Source organism: Streptomyces sp. NPDC006207, assembly GCF_040613835.1.
Taxonomy (GTDB): Bacteria; Actinomycetota; Actinomycetes; order Streptomycetales; family Streptomycetaceae; genus Actinacidiphila.
Window position 1 is genome coordinate 90,575 of the sequence record NZ_JBEXSX010000018.1, and the last position, 14,444, is coordinate 105,018.

A 14,444-nucleotide genomic window follows, 5' to 3' on the forward strand; every position below is an offset into this window, starting at 1 on the left:
CCGGTGCCGCGACGCCGTCCAGGTCACCGGAAGATCGCGTTTTTAAGTTAATTAGCAATTAATATTGACAGGCTTCGGGGGCCCGGCCACAGTTTCCGCCGTGGCACCGGCGCCCGGCACGTCGCCCTCCGTGGGGTGGGCGGCCGCGTCCGTCAGGCCGCGCTCCGAGCCCTGTGCGCGACCCGTCCGCTGCGTCTGGCAGCGCATCGCTCCACCCCGTTCCATCCCGCTCCACCTGCGTCAACCGATGCCATCCGGCGCCAACAGGGGTGCCCCCGGGCCTTGTTCGGCCGAGGGCACATCCCTCTCGAAAATAAATTACTAATTAATCTTGACGGGACGCTGACCCCTGCGACAGGCTGTGCCTGCCGCACCCAGAGCCGGGCCGTCAGGGGGCCTCAGCTCCGTTCCGTGGGCACTAAGGGAGTTCACAGATGACCGCCTTCAACGCCAGCCGCCGCCGGTTCCTCGCCGTGTCCGGCGCCGTCGGCGCCGGCGCGCTGCTCAGCAGCTGCGTCACCCAGAGCCCGTCCGCCTCCGGAGGAAAGTCCGGCGGCCCGGTGACCCTGCAGTCCAACCTCTCCTCCCCGCAGGCGAAGACCTCGATGCAGCAGCTCGTGGCCGCCTTCAACAAGCGCGGCGGCGCCGAGGCGGAGCTCAACACCGTCGCGTCGGAGACCTTCCGCACGCAGCTGCCGACGTACCTCACCTCGGCCACCCCGCCGGACATCTACACCTGGTACCCGGGCTCCGTCGCCGAGTCGTACGCCAAGAAGGACCTGCTCCTCGACCTGGACGACATCTGGGGCAAGCCCGAGCTGTCCGGCTACACCGACGCCCTGAAGAAGCTGTGCACCTCGGCCTCCAGCGGCAAGAAGGTCTTCGTGCCCACCAGCTACTACTGGTGGGGCATGTTCTACCGGAAGTCCAACTTCGCCAAGTGGGGCGTCCAGGAGCCGAAGAACTGGGACGAGTTCCTCGACCTGTGCGACAAACTCAAGAGCAAGGGCGTCGCCCCGATCGGCCTCGGCGCCGGCGGCGACACCCCGTGGGTCGCCTCGGCCTGGTTCGACTACCTCAACATCCGCGTCAACGGTGCCACGTACCACCGCGAACTGCTTGCGGGCCAGCACCGCTTCGACGACCCCGAGGTCCGCAAGGTCTTCGACACGTGGGACCAGGCCCGGCCGTTCTTCGACCCCAACGGCACGGCGATACCGTTCCAGGACGCCACCACCGCCCTCCTCCAGGGCCGTACCGGCATGATGCTCATCGGCACCTTCTTCGCCGACGCCGCGCCGAAGGACGCCCTGGGCGACATCGACTTCTTCCAGTTCCCCATCATCGACCCCAAGGTGCCGGTCGCCGAGGAGGCGCCCACCGACGGCTACTTCGCCAGCGCCCGCAGCAAGCACACCGACGGTGTCAAGGAGCTGCTGAGCTACCTGGCGACCGCCGAGGCGCAGGAGCTCTACCTCAAGAACTCCTCCGGCACCGCGCTGCCCACCCACCCGGACGCCAAGGACGCCGGCACCCCGCTGGTGGTCAAGGGCCGCAAGCTCATCGAGAGCGCCGCCGACGTGACGCAGTTCTTCAACCGGGACTCCAGCGACGCGCTCCAGCCGACCGCCGACACGGCGCTGGTGCACTACCTGGCCAAGCCCAAGGAGATCGGCTCCATCCTCACCACGTGGCAGCGCAGCGCACAGAAGATCTGGAGCCAGTGACGATGGCGCTGATCGGCTCCACACGACGGTCCAGGGCCACTCGGGTGCCCCCGGTGGTCCTGGCCTTCGTCCTCATCCCGCTGCTCGCCGAGGCCTTCTGGGTCTTCTGGCCGGCCCTCCAGGGCTTCTACCTCTCCCTGACGTCGTGGGACGGTCTGGGAGCCCCGAAGTTCGTGGGCCTCGGCAACTTCAGCGAGATGCTGCACGACGAGGTCTTCCGCACCGCCGCGATCAACACGGTGCTGTGGCTTCTGCTCTTCGGCGGGCTGTCGGCCGCCCTGGGCCTCGGTGCCGCGCTGCTGCTCCAGCAGGAGCGGCGCGGCATCGGGTTCTACCGGGCGGCGCTCTTCCTGCCAGTGGTCTTCTCGCTGGTCGCCACCGCCCTGGTGTGGCAGGCCATGTACCAGCCGGACGGCCTGATCAACAACGTGCTGGACGGCGTCGGCCTCGGCAGCTTGAAGCACGCCTGGCTGGCCGACCAGGACACCGCCTTCTACGCGGTCATCGTGCCCGCGCTGTGGCGCCAGGTCGGCTACGTGATGGTGCTGTACCTGGCCGGCCTCAAGGGCATCGACCCCGCCCTCTACGAGGCCGGCAAGGTCGACGGCGCCACCCGCTGGCAGCAGTTCCGGCACATCACGCTGCCGCAGCTGCGCAGCGTCAACGCGGTCGTCCTGTCGGTGATCGTCATCGACTCGCTGCGCTCGTTCGACGTGGTGTGGGCGCTCACCCGCGGCGGCCCGTACCACTCCTCCGAACTGCTGAGCACCTACATGTACTCCACCGCGTTCCAGTCCCTGCGCCTGGGATACGGCTCCGCGCTCGCCGTCGTCATCTTCGTGCTGGCGTTCGGCGTCATCGTGGGATACCTCGTGCGCGCCTTCCGGGAGGCCGACTGATGACCGCCACCCAAGCCTCCGCGCGCGTCGAGGACCCGGCCGGCCGCGACGGCGGGACCGCCAAGGTCTCGGCCGCGGCGCCCCGCAGGCCCGCGCTGCGCGGCCGCGCCCTGCGCACCACCGGCTTCCACCTCACCGCGGGTCTGCTGTCCGCGCTGTGGCTGCTGCCGATCGCCCTCGTCCTGGTCACCAGCACCCGGACCTTCGACGACATCGCCGCGCACGGCGTCGGAAGCTGGCCGCACTCCTTCACCTTCGACAGCTTCCGTCAGGCGTGGGTGGACGGCGGCCAGCAGCGCGCGCTCATCAACAGCATGCTGGTCACCATCCCCACCGTGGCGCTCTCGCTCGGCCTCGCCTCCATGGCGGCCTTCGCGCTCAGCCGCTACGACCTGCCCTTCCGGCGCGTCCTGCTGCTGCTCATGCTCGGCGGCAATCTGCTGCCCCCGCAGATCCTGCTGATCCCCGTGTCCAAGCTGAGCGAAGTGCTCGGCATCTACGACCAGCTGTACGCCCTGATCGGGGTGCAGGTCGGCTTCGGTGTCGGCTTCTACGTCTTCGTGCTGCACGGCTTCATGCGGTCGATCCCCGGCGAGATCCAGCAGGCCGCCGTCATCGACGGCGCGGGCCCCTGGCAGATCTACTGGCGGATCATCCTGCCGCTGGCCCGGCCGGCGCTGGCCGCACTGACCGCCCTGTCGTTCACCTGGATCTTCAACGACCTGCTGTGGGCCATCACGGTGCTGCGCACCGACAGCCAGATGCCCATCACCGCGTCCCTCATCGGCCTGCAGGGCCAGTACGTCTCCATGTGGAACGTCATCGCGGCCGGTTCGGTGATCGCCGCCGCCCCGACGGTGGCCGTCTTCCTCCGCTTCCAGCGCCACTTCGTGGCGGGACTCAACCTCGGAGCCGTCAAGTGACCACGCACGACCGGTGGCTGCTGCGCACCGACGCCACCACCTACGCCGTCACCCTGGGCGGCGACCGCCGCTGGGCCGAACTCGCCGCCTGGGGGCCGCATGGCGCCGAGGACGGCCCGTCGCCCATGGAGTGGTCGCGCCGCACCCACTTCATCACCCCCGCCGACGCCGCCCCGGCCGAGTACATCCCGTACGGGCTGCGGCCGTTCACCGGCGCCGACCTGGTCGCCTCCCGCCCCGGCGGCGACCGCGGGAGCTGGTGGCGGTTCGACGGCGCCACCCAGGACGGCGACCGGGCCCTGCGCCTGGACTTCGCCGACGACCTCCTCGGGCTGCGCACCACGCTGTGCTACGAGACGGTGCCCGGCACCGACGTCGTCCTGCGCTGGACGGAGCTGACCTGCACCGGCGAGGACGAGGTGCGGCTGGAGCGCTTCGACTCCGCCGCCGTCAACGTGCCCGTCCAGGGCGGCGCACGGCTGACCTACCTGGCCGGCCAGTGGTCCCAGGAGTTCCAGCTCAAGGAGGTGGCACTGGAACGCGGGCGCTTCGAGATGGAGAGCACCCAGGGCTCCGCCGGGCACGCGTACCACCCGTGGCTCGCCGTCCAGGACGCCGCCGCCCCCGCCGAGGGCGCCACCCCCACCTACGGCATCGCCCTGGAGTGGTCCGGCAACTGGCGGATCACCGCCGACGCCGAGCCCGGCGGCGCGGTGCGCGTCCGGGCCGGCCGGGTGCCCCACGAGGGCGCGGTCCGCCTCGCCCCCGGCGCCACCCTCGTCACGCCGCGGCTGGCCTGCGCGTTCAGCCCGGACGGGCTCGACGGCCTGGCCCGCGTCTGGCACCGCTACGAGCGGCACCTGACCGGCGAGCGCATCGAGCGGCCCCGCAAGGTCCTCTACAACTCGTGGGAGGCCACCGGCTTCGACGTCGACGCCGGGAACCAGCTGGAGCTCGCCAAGGTCGCCGCCGAACTCGGCGCCGAACTCTTCGTCGTCGACGACGGCTGGTTCACCGGGCGGCCGGACGACACCGGCGGCCTCGGCGACTGGGACCCGGACCCGGCCGAATTCCCCGGCGGGTTCGACCGGTTCGTCGAGGACGTGCGCGCCCTCGGCCTGGACTTCGGCCTGTGGGTCGAACCCGAGGGCATCAGCCCCCGCTCGAAGCTCTACGCCGAGCACCCCGATTGGGTGTACCGGATCGACGGCCGGCCCGCGACGCTCGTGCGCAACCAGCTGCTGCTCGACCTCGGCCGCGAGGACGTCCAGGAATTCGTCATCGGCACCCTGGACCGGTTGCTCGGCTCCCACGCCATCAGCTATCTCAAGTGGGACATGAACCGTCCGCCCACCGAGCGCGGCCGCCCCGGCCACCTGGCGGGCGCCGACCCCGAGCGCCAGGACCTCGACGCCGCGCACGTCGCCGGCTACCTCCGCGTTCTGGACCACCTGCGCGCCGTGCACCCGCACGTCACCGTCGAGGGCTGCGCGGGCGGCGGCGGCCGCGTCGAGCACGCCACCATCGCCCGCACCGACGTGGTGTGGCCCAGCGACAACACCGCGCCCATGGACCGGCTGCGCATCCAGTACGGCTACCTCCACGCGCACGCCCCGCACACCATGAGCTCCTGGGTCACCGACGCCCCCGGCGTCTTCGACCCTCGGCCCCGCTCGCTGGCCTTCCGCTTCGTCAACTCCATGGCGGGCGTGCTCGGGATCGGTGCCGACATCCGCCACTGGACGCCGGAACAGCGGGCCGAGGCCGCGCGGTGGATCGCCCGCTACAAGGAGGTCCGCGACGTCGTCCACCACGGCGAGGTCCACCTGCTGGGCGGCCCCGCCGACCAGACGTGCGGGATCCAGTACGAGGAACCGGGCGGCGACCGCATGGTGGTGACGGCCTGGAACACCGGCCCCCTCGACGGGGCGCCGCTGGTGCCCGGCCGCGCCGCCCGGCTCCGCCTGCGCGGTCTGCGAGCGGACGCCGTCTACACCGACACCGCCACCGGCACCCGCTACAGCGGCGCCCATCTGACCCACTCCGGGCTGCCGTTCGCGTGGACGGCGGAGTACGACGCGGAACTCGTCGTCCTGGCCCGGCAGTGACGGCACGGCGAGAATCAGCACAGCAGCGATGAAACAGGAGACGACCAGCACCATGAACCCAGCGGCCCGCTTCACCAACCGCGTCGCCGTCGTCACCGGCGCCGCCTCGGGCATCGGCGCCGCCACCGCGGCGCGCCTGGCCGCCGAGGGAGCGGCCGTCGTGCTCGTCGACATCGCCGCCGACCGGGGCGAGGAGACCGCCGCGCGGCTGCGCAAGGACGGCGCGCGCGCCGTCTTCGTCGCCGCCGACGTCGCGAGCGAGGACGACTGGCGGCGGGTCACGGACGCCGCCCACGGCTTCGGGCCCGTGGGTGTCCTGGTCAGCAACGCGTACACGGTGCAGGTCGCCCCCGCGCACGAGACGAGCCTCGCCTCCTGGGAACGGCAGTTGTCGGTCAACCTCACCGGCGCCTTCCTGGGCTTCAAGGCGGCGCTGCCCGACCTGCGCGAGCAGAGCGGCGCCGTGGTGCTCACCTCCTCCGTCCACGCCCACCGGGGCATCCCCGGTCACCCGGCCTACGCGGCCAGCAAGGGCGCGCTGCTGTCGCTGTGCGGCCAGCTCGCCGTCGAGTACGGACCGGAGGTCCGCGTCAACGCGGTGATCCCCGGGCCGATCCTGACCGCCGCCTGGGACCGGGTGCCGCAGGCCGAACGCGAACAGAGCGTCGCCGAGACCGCGGCCGGCCGCTTCGGCACCCCCGAGGAGGTCGCCGCCGCCGTCGCCTTCCTCACCGCCGAAGAAGCCTCGTACATCACCGGATCGAGCCTGCTCGTCGACGGTGGCTGGAGCGTCGTCAAAGCCTCCGCCTGACGGGTACGCCCCGACGGAGACGGCCGAGACGACGGTCCAGCCCCACCGACCAGCAAGAAAGGCATACACATGACGCCATACGCGCGCCGCGGAGTGCACGGCCAGACCGTGGAGACCCTCGCCCGCCGAGTGCTCAGCGGCGAGATCCCCGAGGGAGCGACGCTCGACATGGCGGCCCTGCAGAGCGAGTTGGACGTCAGTCTGACGGCCCTGCGCGAATCGCTGAAGGTCCTCGCGGCCAAGGGCATGGTCGATGCCCGGCAGAAGCGCGGCACCTTCGTACGGCCCCGCTCGGACTGGAACCTGCTCGACGCCGATGTGCTGCGCTGGCAGTTCTCCGAGGGCAGCGACACCGGCGCCGACCTGGCGCTGCTGCGCAACCTCGGCGAGGTCCGCGGCATCATCGAACCCGCCGCCGTACGGCTGGCCGCGGCCCGCCGCACCGACGCGGATCTGGAGCTGCTGGAGACGGCACTGACGGCCATGGGCGAGGAGGGCGGCGCGAACCACGCCGTCGAGGCCGACCTCGCCTTCCACCGGGCGCTGCTCGCGGCCACCCACAACGAACTGCTGGAACGCATGGAGATGGTCATCGAGTCGGGCCTGGCCCAGCGCGACCAGCTCGTGCACAGCGCCCCGCACAGCGAGGACCCGGTGCCCAGTCACCGTGCCGTCCTCGACGCCGTGCGCGACCGGGACCCGGACGCCGCGGAACACGCCATGCGCGCCCTGCTCGACCAGGCGACGCGCGACCTCGACAAGGTCAGCGGCCCGCAGGCGCCCGAGGGCGCGGACGGCTCCACCGAACAGAAGGACGGCCAGGCACAGTGAAGATCGCGCGCGTCGAGACCTTCCTCGTCCCGCCCCGCTGGCTGTTCTGCCGCATCGAGACCGACGACGGCGTCGTCGGCTGGGGCGAGCCGGTGGTGGAGGGCCGGGCCGAGGTGGTGCGGGCCGCCGTGGAGGTGCTCGCCGAACACCTCGTGGGCCAGGACCCCCTGCGGATCCAGGACCACTGGCAGGTGCTCACCAAGGGCGGCTTCTACCGGGGCGGGCCCGTGCTCTCCAGCGCCGTGGCCGGCATCGACCAGGCCCTGTGGGACATCGCCGGCCAGGCCCTCGGGGTACCGGTGCACACCCTGCTCGGCGGCCCCGTCCGCGACTCGGTCCGGGTGTACGCCTGGGTCGGCGGCGACGAGCCGGACCGGCTCAAGGAGGAGGTCACCGCTCAGGTGGAGGCGGGGTTCACGGCCGTCAAGATGAACGCCGCCGGGCGCACCCCGCCGCTCGGCAGCCCCGCCGAGACGGCCGCCGTCGTGGAGCGCGTCGCCGCCGCCCGGGAGGCCCTCGGCCCGCACCGGGACGTCGCGGTGGACTTCCACGGACGGTTCAGCGCCGCCAACGCGCGGCGCGTGCTGCACGAGATAGCCCCGCTGCACCCGCTGTTCGTCGAGGAACCCGTCCTGCCCGAGCAGGCGCACCTGCTCCCGGGCCTGGTCGCGGCCTCGTCCGTGCCGCTCGCCACCGGTGAACGGCTCTACGGGCGGGCCGACTTCCTCCCGGTGCTGACGGCCGGCATCGCCGTGGCCCAGCCGGACCTGTCGCACGCCGGCGGGATATCGGAGGTCACCCGGATCGCCTCGCTCGCCGAGACGTTCGGCGCGCACCTGGCACCGCACTGCCCGCTCGGACCGATCGCGCTGGCCGCGAGCCTGCAGGTCGCCTTCGCCACCCCGAACTTCCTGATCCAGGAGCAGAGCCGGGGCATCCACTACAACAAGGACGCCGACCTGTTGTCCTACCTGGTCGACACCGAGCCCTTCCGGTTCGTCGACGGTCAGGCGCGCCGCACCGACCTGCCGGGACTCGGCGTCGCCGTGGACGAGGACGCGGTCCGCGCCGCGGACCGTTCCGGCCACGCCTGGCGCAACCCGGTGTGGCGGCACGCCGACGGCTCCTTCGCCGAATGGTGACCGGGAACCGGATCCCGGTCTCCGTGGTCACCGACCTGGACCACGGCGGCCGGTGGACCTCGCTGACCGCCGGCGGCCGTGAATGGCTCTGGCACCGCGACGAGCCCCGCCGCCTCCAGGTCCGGCCCGGCGACCCCTTCGCCGACGCCGGCGGCCTGGAGGAGTGCGTACCCACCGTGCGCGGGCTGCCCGACCACGGGGACGCCTGGTCACGGCCCTGGCGCCGGGAGGCGGAGGCGGAGGTCGTGGACTGCCCCGACTTCCGGCTGACCCGGCGCCTGAGTACGGAGGCGGGAGCCGCCGTCGTCGACTACACGCTCACCGCCGAGCCCGGCTACCGCTTCGTGTGGGCCGCCCACGCCCTGCTGGAACTCTCCCCGGGCGCGTGGCTCGGCATCGACACGGCAGCGGAGACCCGGCTCTACCCGGACGAGGGCGCGGGGTGGATCACCGGTCGATGGCCGCACGTCGAGGGCATCCCCCTCGACCGGCTCGGCCCGGACGACGGGACCGCCGTCGGGGCCGTCGTCCTCACCCCGCGGGTGACCGTGCACGACGGCACCGACGCGCTGCACCTGGCGGTCGAGGCCGGCGGCCGGCCCGTCGCGGTCGCGCTGTGGCGCAACCTCGGCGGCTTCCCGCAGGACGCGCCGTACCGCTCGATCGGCGTCGAGCCGATGCTCGGCCGCGTCTTCGACCGCACCGGGGCGGACGACGACGACACGGTCGTCGTCCCGCCCTCCGGCGAGGTCGCCTGGCGGCTCACCGTCACCGCGACCCGCCGCCCCTGAACACCCATCACCAGAAGGGATGTCGGATGGACCTGCTCGCCGCGCTGCGTGCCCACCGGCTGCTCGCCATCGTCCGCGGCAGCGACCCGGACGCCGCGCTGACCACCGTGCTCACCCTCGCCGAGGAGGGGATCACCCTCATCGAGGTGTCCCTCAGCGGACGTGACGCGCTCGACGTCATCGCCCGGGCGCGCGCAGCGCTCGGCCCGGATGCGACCCTCGGGGCCGGAACCGTGCTCAGCGCCGAGGACGCACGGGACGCCCACAAGGCCGGCGCCGCCTTCCTCGTCACCCCTGCGGTCAGCGAGGGCATCGCCACCGGCCGGGAGCTCGGACTCCCGGTCCTCGCCGGGGTGATGACCCCCACCGACATCCTCCAGGCACTGCGGCTCGGCGCCGACGCCCTCAAGCTCTTCCCGGCCGGCAGCGCCGGCGGCCCCGGGTACCTGAAGGACCTGCGCGGCCCCTTCCCCGACCTGCCCTTCGTGCCCGTCGGGGGAGTGGACGCGCAGGCCGCCGCGGTGTACCTGCGGGGCGGCGCCCTCGCCGTCGGCGTCGGATCGCCCCTGATCGGCGACGCCGCCGAGGGCGGCAGCGTCACCGCGCTGCGCGAACGGGCCCGCACCTTCCTGGACGTCGTCCGCGCGGAGGACCGCCCGTGACCGCCACCGCGTCCCCGGCGGTCCTCGGGACCGACCGCCTCGAACTCGGCGAGGGCATCCGCTGGACGGACGGCCGCGCCGTGCTCACCGACATCCTCAGCGGCCGGCTGCTGGCCGCTTCCGACGGCCCCGCCGCCCCGCACACGTTGATCGCCCAACTGCCGTACCCGCTGGGTGCGGTGGCACCGGTCCAGGGCCGCCCCGGCCACTGGGTCGCGGCCGCGGGCACCGGCATCTGCCGCATCGACCCCGCGGGCCGGGCCGAGTGGATCGCCCGCCCCGAAGACGACGCCCCGGTGCCGATGCGGATGAACGACGGCGTCGCCGACCCGCACGGCCGCTTCTGGGCGGGCAGCATGGCCTACGACACCACCGAGGACGCCGGCTCGCTCTACCGCCTGGACCGCGACGGACGTGTCACCCGTGTGCTGCGGGACATCACGATCCCCAACGGGCCGGCCTTCACCGCCGACGGCACCGTCATGTACCTCGCCGACAGCGCCCGGGGCGTCATCCGTCGCTATCCGGTCGACCCCGCCAGCGGCGACCCCGGCACGCCGGACACCTTCGTCACCCTCGCCGACGGCAGCCCCGACGGCATGACCACCGACAGCGAGGGCGGGCTGTGGACCGCCGTCTGGGGCACCGGACAGGTCCACCGCTACCTCCCGGACGGCAACCTCGACCGGATCGTCGACCTGCCCGCCGGACAGCCCGCCGGACTCTGCCTCGGCGGCCCCGACGGCCGGACCCTCCTCGTCACCAGCGCGCACATCGGCCTGGCCGCCCCGGGACCGCTCGACGGCGCCGTGTTCGCCGTCCGGGTGGACGTCCCCGGCACACCGGCCGCGCCGTACCGCCCGGCGGACCGCGCCGACACCCCCTAGGAAGCCCCCATGAGCACCCCCCGGCCGCTGCGACCCGGACCCGTGGTCTGCGTCGGCGAGACCATGGCCGCCCTCGCCCCCGACCCCCTCGGGCCGCTCGACGACGCGGACCTGCTGCGCGTCGACATCGCGGGCGCCGAGTCCAACGTCGCGCTGTACCTCGCCGACCACGGAATCCCCGCCCGATGGGTCTCCGCGCTCGGCGACGACCCCTTCGGCCGGCGGGTCCGCGCGCGGATCGCCGCGGGCGGCGTCGACGTCACCGGGGTGCGCACCGACCCCGCACGGCCCACCGGGCTCCTGCTCAAGGACCCGGGAGCGCACGGCACCCGCGTCCACTACCACCGCGCGGGGTCCGCCGCCTCGGCGCTCACCCCCGACGTGCTCGACGACCCGGCCCTGGACGGAGCCGCGCTCGTCCACCTCAGCGGCATCACGCCCGCCCTCTCGCCCGGCTGCCACGCCCTCGTCGAACGGGCGCTGAGCCCCGACCGCCCGTGGCCCGTCAGCTTCGACGTCAACCACCGTCCCGCGCTGTGGACCGACCGCTCCGCCGCGGACGTCCTGCGGCCGCTCGCCGACCGGGCCGACATCGTCCTCGTGGGTCTCGACGAGGCCCAGGCCCTGTGGGGCGGGGGGATCACCGACGCGCGCTCGGTCCGCGAGCTGCTGCCCGGGCCCGGTGTCCTCGTCGTCAAGGACGGGTCCCGTGCGGCCACGGCCTTCACCGGGACAGACGCGCACCGCGTGCCCGCCCTCACCGTCCGGGTGGCCGAGCCGGTCGGCGCCGGGGACGCCTTCGCCGCGGGCTTCCTCAGCGGTTTGCTGCGGGACCTGCCCGTGGAGCGGGCCCTTCGGCTCGGCCATCTGACCGCGGCCTCGGCCCTGCGTGTCCCGGCTGACCACGGGCCGCTGCCGGACCCCGCCGTCCTGGCCGCGCTGCTGGAGGCGGACGAGGAGACCTGGCGCACCGCCACGATCGGCTGAACCCTTCGGATGAGACCGTCCGGGGTGTCTCGTCCCGCAGGGTGACGTGTCGCGGCGGGCCCCCGGGTTACCGTGCGGCACATGGACACGGTCGATCTCACGGTCTACGGCGAGGAGTTCACCGCCGATCCCTATCCCGTCTACGCCAGGCTCCGCGAGAAGGGGCCCGTGCACCGCGTGCGCACCGCCGACGTCGGGGAGCTGTGGCTGATCGTCGGCCACGACCAGGCCCGGGCCGCGCTCGCCGACACCCGGTTCGCCAAGGACTCCCGCGCACTCGGGTGGACCTCCTACGACGAGGAACTCCTCGGCCGCCACATGCTCGTCTCCGACCCGCCGGAGCACACCCGGCTGCGCAAACTGGTGGCCCGGGAGTTCACCGGGCGCCGGGTCGAGGAGCTGGCGCCGCGCGTGGAGGAGATCACGGCAGCCCTGCTCGACGCGATGCTGGCCCGTCCGGACGGCACCGCCGACCTCGTCGAGGCGCTCGCCTACCCGCTGCCCATCACGGTCATCTGCGAGCTGCTCGGGGTGCCCGACCTGGACCGTGCGGCCTTCCGCGCCTGGTCGAACGAGGTCGTCGCACCGACCGGGCCGGAGGCCGAGCGCAGGGCCTTCGAGGAACTCGCCGCCTACCTGCACGAGCTGATCGAGGACAAGCGCTGCGCGCCCGGCGACGACCTGATGAGCGCGCTCATCCGCACCACCTCCGAGGACGGCGACCGGCTCTCGCGCTCCGAACTCGGCGGCATGGCCTTCCTGCTGCTGATCGCGGGACACGAGACGACGGTCAACCTGGTCTCCAACGGCGTCCGCGCGCTGCTCACCCATCCGGACCAACTGGCCCTCCTGCGGGCCGACATGAGCCTCATCGACGGCGCGGTGGAGGAGATGCTCCGCTACGACGGCCCGGTCGAGACCGCCACCTTCCGCTTCACGACCGAACCGGTCGACGTCGCCGGCACCGTCATCCCGGCCCGCGAACCCGTTCTCGTCGCCCTGGCCTCCGCCGACCGCGATCCGGACCGCTTCACCGAGGCCGACCGCTTCGACATCCGCCGGGACACCCGGGGCCACGTCGCGTTCGGGCACGGCCTGCACTACTGCCTCGGCGCCCCGCTCGCCCGCCTCGAAGGACGCATCGCCGTCCGCGCCCTCCTGGAGCGCTGCCCCGACCTCGCGCTCGACGCCGATCCGGAGAAGCTGGACTGGCTGCCCGGCATGCTCATGCGCGGTGTGCGCCGGCTCCCCGTGCGCTTCACGCCCACGGTCCCCGGCTCGCCCGGCGCCTAGAATGCCGGTGCCCCTCACCAGGGCGTCCCCGCACGTCAGGCAGCACAGGAGAACACCGTGACCGTCGTCGCCGTCCCCGGTTCGAAGTCCGTCACCGCCCGGGCGCTGTTCCTGGCGGCGGCGGCCGAGGGGACGACCACACTGCGGCGGCCGCTGCTCTCCGACGACACCGACGGCTTCGCGGAGGGGCTGCTCCGGCTCGGCTACCGTGTGGACCGCGGCCCGGACGTATGGCGCGTCGAAGGACGCCCGACCGGACCCGCGGTCCCCGAGGCCGACGTTTACTGCCGCGACGCCGCCACCGCGGCCCGGTTCCTGCCGGCGCTCGCCGCGGCCGGGCGTGGCACCTACCGTTTCGACGCCTCCGCCCAGATGCGCCGCCGTCCCGTCGCCCCGCTCACCACCGCCCTGCGGACGCTCGGTGTCGACCTGCGCCACGAGGAGGCGGAGGGCCACCTGCCGCTGACCGTCGCCGCCGGCGGCATCGAGGGCGGCGCGCTTGACCTCGACGCGAGCCTGTCCTCGCAGTTCCTCACCGCGCTGCTCCTCGCCGGCCCGCTCATGCGCGAGGGTCTGCGCGTCAACATCACCGGGCTGGTCTCCGTCCCCTACGTCGAGATCACCATCGCCATGATGCGATCCTTCGGCGTCGAGGTCGGCCGAGAGGGCAGCGTGCTCGTCGTCCCACCCGGCGGCTACCGTGCCGTGGACTACGCCGTCGAGCCCGACGCCTCCACCGCGAGCTACTTCTTCGCCGCGGCCGCCCTGACCGGCCGTGAGGTCACCGTTCCCGGCCTGGGCACAGGAGCGCTCCAGGGCGACCTGGGCTTCGTCGACGTCCTGCGCCGCATGGGGGCCCGCGTCGAGACCGACGCCGGCGCCACCACCGTCTCCGGCACCGGCACCCTGCGCGGGATCACCACGACCATGCGGGACATCTCCGACACGATGCCGACGCTCGCCGCGATCGCGCCGTTCGCCGACGGCCCGGTCCGCATCGAGCACGTCTACAACACCCGGGTGAAGGAGTGCGACCGCCTGGAGGTCTGCGCGGCCAACCTGCGCCGTCAGGGCATCCGGGTGGAGACCGGCCGCGACTGGATCGAGATCCACCCCGGCACCCCCGCCCCGGTCGAGATCGCCTGCCACGGCGACCACCGCATCGCGATGAGCTTCGCCGTCGCCGCGCTCCGCACGGAAGGGGTGACCTTCGACGAACCCGGCTGCGTGAAGAAGACCTTCCCCGAGTTCCACGAGGTGTTCGGCGCGCTGCGCGAGGAGTGGGGCCTGTAGCCGCGGACCGCGCCGGCCCGCCGCCGTGAGGATCTTCCCGTCCGTCTTCCCGTCCGTCTTCGTGTCCCTCTTCCTGTCCATCTCGGTCGT

At 73.1% G+C, this 14,444-nt stretch carries 13 protein-coding genes; all 13 read left to right on the plus strand.

The genetic code is table 11. The features are described 5' to 3' along the window. Nucleotides 1-434: 434 nt before the first annotated feature. On the plus strand, nucleotides 435-1,727 hold the full coding sequence (locus ABZ312_RS17050; RefSeq protein WP_500321639.1) for an ABC transporter substrate-binding protein: 1,293 nt from the start codon (nucleotides 435-437) through the stop codon (nucleotides 1,725-1,727). 2 nt (nucleotides 1,728-1,729) lie between these two features. Beyond that, a complete protein-coding gene (locus ABZ312_RS17055; protein WP_500321989.1) occupies nucleotides 1,730-2,626 on the plus strand; it encodes a carbohydrate ABC transporter permease in 897 nt (298 codons plus the stop codon). Next, nucleotides 2,626-3,549 carry a carbohydrate ABC transporter permease gene (locus ABZ312_RS17060; protein WP_500438015.1) on the plus strand — a complete coding sequence of 308 codons (924 nt, stop codon included), beginning with the start codon at nucleotides 2,626-2,628 and terminating at the stop codon, nucleotides 3,547-3,549. Before ABZ312_RS17055 ends, ABZ312_RS17060 begins: the two co-directional genes overlap by 1 nt. Further along, nucleotides 3,546-5,657 (plus strand): alpha-galactosidase, encoded by a 2,112-nt coding sequence (locus tag ABZ312_RS17065; protein WP_500438017.1) that lies wholly within the window; start codon nucleotides 3,546-3,548, stop codon nucleotides 5,655-5,657. The genes ABZ312_RS17060 and ABZ312_RS17065 overlap by 4 nt, the downstream gene beginning before the upstream one ends. 28 nt (nucleotides 5,658-5,685) lie before the next feature. Then, nucleotides 5,686-6,468 (plus strand): SDR family NAD(P)-dependent oxidoreductase, encoded by a 783-nt coding sequence (locus ABZ312_RS17070; protein ID WP_500438019.1) that lies wholly within the window; start codon nucleotides 5,686-5,688, stop codon nucleotides 6,466-6,468. A gap of 69 nt (nucleotides 6,469-6,537) precedes the next feature. After that, complete coding sequence (locus ABZ312_RS17075; protein WP_500321636.1) at nucleotides 6,538-7,299, plus strand: FadR/GntR family transcriptional regulator; 762 nt, start codon at nucleotides 6,538-6,540, stop codon at nucleotides 7,297-7,299. Then, nucleotides 7,296-8,441 carry a galactonate dehydratase gene (gene dgoD / locus ABZ312_RS17080; protein ID WP_500321635.1) on the plus strand — a complete coding sequence of 382 codons (1,146 nt, stop codon included), beginning with the start codon at nucleotides 7,296-7,298 and terminating at the stop codon, nucleotides 8,439-8,441. Before ABZ312_RS17075 ends, dgoD begins: the two co-directional genes overlap by 4 nt. Next, on the plus strand, nucleotides 8,435-9,232 hold the full coding sequence (locus tag ABZ312_RS17085; protein ID WP_500357032.1) for a hypothetical protein: 798 nt from the start codon (nucleotides 8,435-8,437) through the stop codon (nucleotides 9,230-9,232). The genes dgoD and ABZ312_RS17085 overlap by 7 nt, the downstream gene beginning before the upstream one ends. A gap of 26 nt (nucleotides 9,233-9,258) precedes the next feature. After that, nucleotides 9,259-9,894, plus strand: a complete 636-nt coding sequence (locus ABZ312_RS17090) for a bifunctional 4-hydroxy-2-oxoglutarate aldolase/2-dehydro-3-deoxy-phosphogluconate aldolase (RefSeq protein ID WP_500321633.1) — start codon at nucleotides 9,259-9,261, stop codon at nucleotides 9,892-9,894. After that, nucleotides 9,891-10,781, plus strand: coding sequence for an SMP-30/gluconolactonase/LRE family protein (locus ABZ312_RS17095; protein ID WP_500321632.1), 891 nt, complete (start codon nucleotides 9,891-9,893; stop codon nucleotides 10,779-10,781). The genes ABZ312_RS17090 and ABZ312_RS17095 overlap by 4 nt, the downstream gene beginning before the upstream one ends. 9 nt (nucleotides 10,782-10,790) lie before the next feature. Then, a complete protein-coding gene (locus ABZ312_RS17100) occupies nucleotides 10,791-11,768 on the plus strand; it encodes a sugar kinase (protein WP_500357028.1) in 978 nt (325 codons plus the stop codon). An 81-nt stretch (nucleotides 11,769-11,849) separates the two neighbouring features. Beyond that, nucleotides 11,850-13,061 (plus strand): cytochrome P450 family protein, encoded by a 1,212-nt coding sequence (locus ABZ312_RS17105; protein ID WP_499514761.1) that lies wholly within the window; start codon nucleotides 11,850-11,852, stop codon nucleotides 13,059-13,061. Between the two features lie 57 nt (nucleotides 13,062-13,118). Continuing rightward, nucleotides 13,119-14,354 carry a 3-phosphoshikimate 1-carboxyvinyltransferase gene (gene aroA, locus ABZ312_RS17110; protein ID WP_500438021.1) on the plus strand — a complete coding sequence of 412 codons (1,236 nt, stop codon included), beginning with the start codon at nucleotides 13,119-13,121 and terminating at the stop codon, nucleotides 14,352-14,354. Nucleotides 14,355-14,444 lie beyond the last annotated feature (90 nt).

Coding starts and splice junctions, on each gene's coding strand:
- ABZ312_RS17100 (WP_500357028.1), top strand. CDS start 10,791: ATGAGCACCCCCCGGCCGCTGCGACCCGGACCCGTGGTCTGCGTCGGC.
- ABZ312_RS17050 (WP_500321639.1), top strand. CDS start 435: ATGACCGCCTTCAACGCCAGCCGCCGCCGGTTCCTCGCCGTGTCCGGC.
- ABZ312_RS17090 (WP_500321633.1), top strand. CDS start 9,259: ATGGACCTGCTCGCCGCGCTGCGTGCCCACCGGCTGCTCGCCATCGTC.
- ABZ312_RS17070 (WP_500438019.1), top strand. CDS start 5,686: ATGAAACAGGAGACGACCAGCACCATGAACCCAGCGGCCCGCTTCACC.
- ABZ312_RS17055 (WP_500321989.1), top strand. CDS start 1,730: ATGGCGCTGATCGGCTCCACACGACGGTCCAGGGCCACTCGGGTGCCC.
- ABZ312_RS17085 (WP_500357032.1), top strand. CDS start 8,435: ATGGTGACCGGGAACCGGATCCCGGTCTCCGTGGTCACCGACCTGGAC.
- ABZ312_RS17105 (WP_499514761.1), top strand. CDS start 11,850: ATGGACACGGTCGATCTCACGGTCTACGGCGAGGAGTTCACCGCCGAT.
- ABZ312_RS17060 (WP_500438015.1), top strand. CDS start 2,626: ATGACCGCCACCCAAGCCTCCGCGCGCGTCGAGGACCCGGCCGGCCGC.
- ABZ312_RS17075 (WP_500321636.1), top strand. CDS start 6,538: ATGACGCCATACGCGCGCCGCGGAGTGCACGGCCAGACCGTGGAGACC.